This window comes from Rhodococcus sp. ENV425 (assembly GCF_002887785.1).
In the GTDB taxonomy this organism is placed as follows: domain Bacteria; phylum Actinomycetota; class Actinomycetes; order Mycobacteriales; family Mycobacteriaceae; genus Rhodococcus; species Rhodococcus aetherivorans.
The window spans coordinates 1-2,338 of record NZ_PCZU01000269.1; the positions used below are offsets into that span (position 1 = coordinate 1).

General features: G+C 74.2%; 1 protein-coding gene. It reads left to right on the forward strand.

The features are described from left to right. On the forward strand, positions 1-2,338 hold a 2,338-nt coding region (locus CQZ88_RS30260; RefSeq protein ID WP_219727533.1), incomplete at both ends, for a condensation domain-containing protein.

Below are 2,338 nucleotides of genomic sequence, written 5' to 3' on the forward strand. Positions count from 1 at the left end.
GGCGGAGCGGTTCGTCGCCTCGCCGTTCGGGGACGGCGAACGGCTCTACCGCACCGGTGACCTGGTGCGGTGGGATCCGGCGGGTCGCCTGGAGTACGTCGGACGCACGGACTTCCAGGTCAAGATTCGCGGTTTCCGCATCGAGCTCGGCGAGATCGAGGCCGCGCTGCGCGGCATCGACGGTATCCGGGACGTGGCGGTGATCGTCCGCGAGGACGACCGGGTCGGACCGCAGGCGATCGCCTACGTGGTGCCGCAGCCCGGCGTCGTGCTCGACGTCGCCGACGTGAGCACGCAACTCGGGCGGGACCTGCCGTCGTACATGGTGCCGGCGGCGTTCGTGGTGCTCGAGGCGCTGCCGCTGAACGTCAACGGCAAGCTCGACCGCAGGGCGCTGCCGGCGCCGGTGTTCGAGGCCCGGGAGTTCCGGGCCCCGACCACCGTCACGGAGGAGGCCGTGGCGCGGGTGTTCGCCGAGGTGCTCGGTCTCGAACAGGTCGGTCTCGACGACGACTTCTTCGCCCTCGGCGGCGACAGCATCGTCTCGATCCAGCTGGTCTCGCGCGCGAAGGCCCGCGGGGTGGTGTTCACCCCGCGGGACGTGTTCGAACGCAAGACCGTCGCGGGTCTGGCGGAGGTCGCCACCCTCACCGGCGGTGGGGCGGGTGCACCCGCGGAACCGCCCGGTGGCGGTGTCGGCGACGTCCCGCTGACGCCGGCGATGCGTGACGCGCTCGACGCCGCCGGCCACGTCGAACGACTCGCCGTGGCCACGGCGGTGACCCTGCCCTCCGGCGTCGACCACGACGCCCTGGCCGGGGCAATCGGCGTGCTCGTCGACCATCACGACGCGCTGCGTGCGATCGTCGAGCACGACGCCGACGGCGCCGTCGCCCTGCGGGTGCGTGCCACCGGCACCGTCGACCCGGAAACCCTGCTGGCGCAGGCGGAACCGGAAACGGACGCGGCCGACGACGTGCGGGCCCGCGCCGAGCGGGCCCTCGGGGCGGCCGTCGAGCGACTCGACCCCGCCACGGGCCGGATGGTGCAGTTCGTCCGCATCGACGACGGGCGCGGCGAGACGCTGCTGATCGTCGCCCACCGTTTCGTGGCCGACGACGCGTCCTGGCGCATCCTGGTCGACGATCTGGCCGCCGCGTACGACGCCCTCGCGGCCGGACGCCCGGTGGTGCTGCCCCCGGTCGGTACCTCCCTGCGCCGCTGGGCGCACGGGCTGGTCGAGGCGGCCGGCCGGCCCGAGCGCCGCACGGAACTCGCACTGTGGCGCTCGATCCTCGACGGACCGGACTTCCCGATCGGGAACCGCCCGCTCGACCCGGCCGTCGATCTCGGCGCCACGGTCGAGCACGTGCGCGGCACCGTCCCCGCCGCGGACACGGAGGCGCTGCTCACCGCGGTGCCCGAGCGGTTCCACGGCACCGTCCGCGACGGTCTGGTCACCGCGCTCGGCCTCGCGCTGGTGCGGTGGCGCCGGGACCGGGGCATCGACGAGACGTCCACGCTGCTCGCGGTGGACGGGGACGGACGCGACGCGGCCGTGGTCCCCGGTGCCGACCTGTCCCGGACCGTCGGATGGTTCACCACCGTATTCCCGTTCCGTGCCGGGTTCGAGGGAATCGACCTCGACGACGCGTTCGCCGGGGGACCGGCGATGGGCGCCGCCGTCAAGGCGGTCAAGGAACAGCTGCGGGCCCTGCCCGACGGTGGTGCCGGCTTCGGTCTGCTGCGGCACCTCGACCCCGATTCCGCAGGGGAGCTCGGCGCTCCGCGGCCGCAGGTTGCGTTCCACTACGGCGAGCCGGTCCCGGGCGGTGCGTGGGCGCCGGCCGATGCGTTCGGCGACCTCACGGTCCGCCCCGCCGGCCTGCCCGTCACCGCGACGATCGACGTCGCGGCGACCGTGTCGTACCGCCCGGAGGGCCCACAGCTCGAGGCGCGCTTCGGTTTCCCCGCCGGGGTGGTCGAGCGCTCGGAGATCGAGGAGCTGGCACAGCACTGGCATGAGGCCCTGGCTGCGCTGGCCCGCCACGTCCGCGAGCCGGGCGCCGGGGGCCTGACCCCGTCGGACGTGCCGCTCGTGTCGGTCGCCCAGCACGACCTCGACGTGTGGCAGTCGCGGTACCCGTCGGTGACCGACGCGTGGCCGCTGTCGCCGCTGCAGGCGGGTCTGCACTTCCACGCGCTCATGACCGAGGCGAGCGTGGACGTCTACACGATGCAGGCGGTGCTCGAACTCGGCGGTGCGGTCGATCCGGAGCGGCTGCGCGCCGCGGCGCAGGCGCTGCTGGACCGGTACCCGAACCTGCGGACGGTGTTC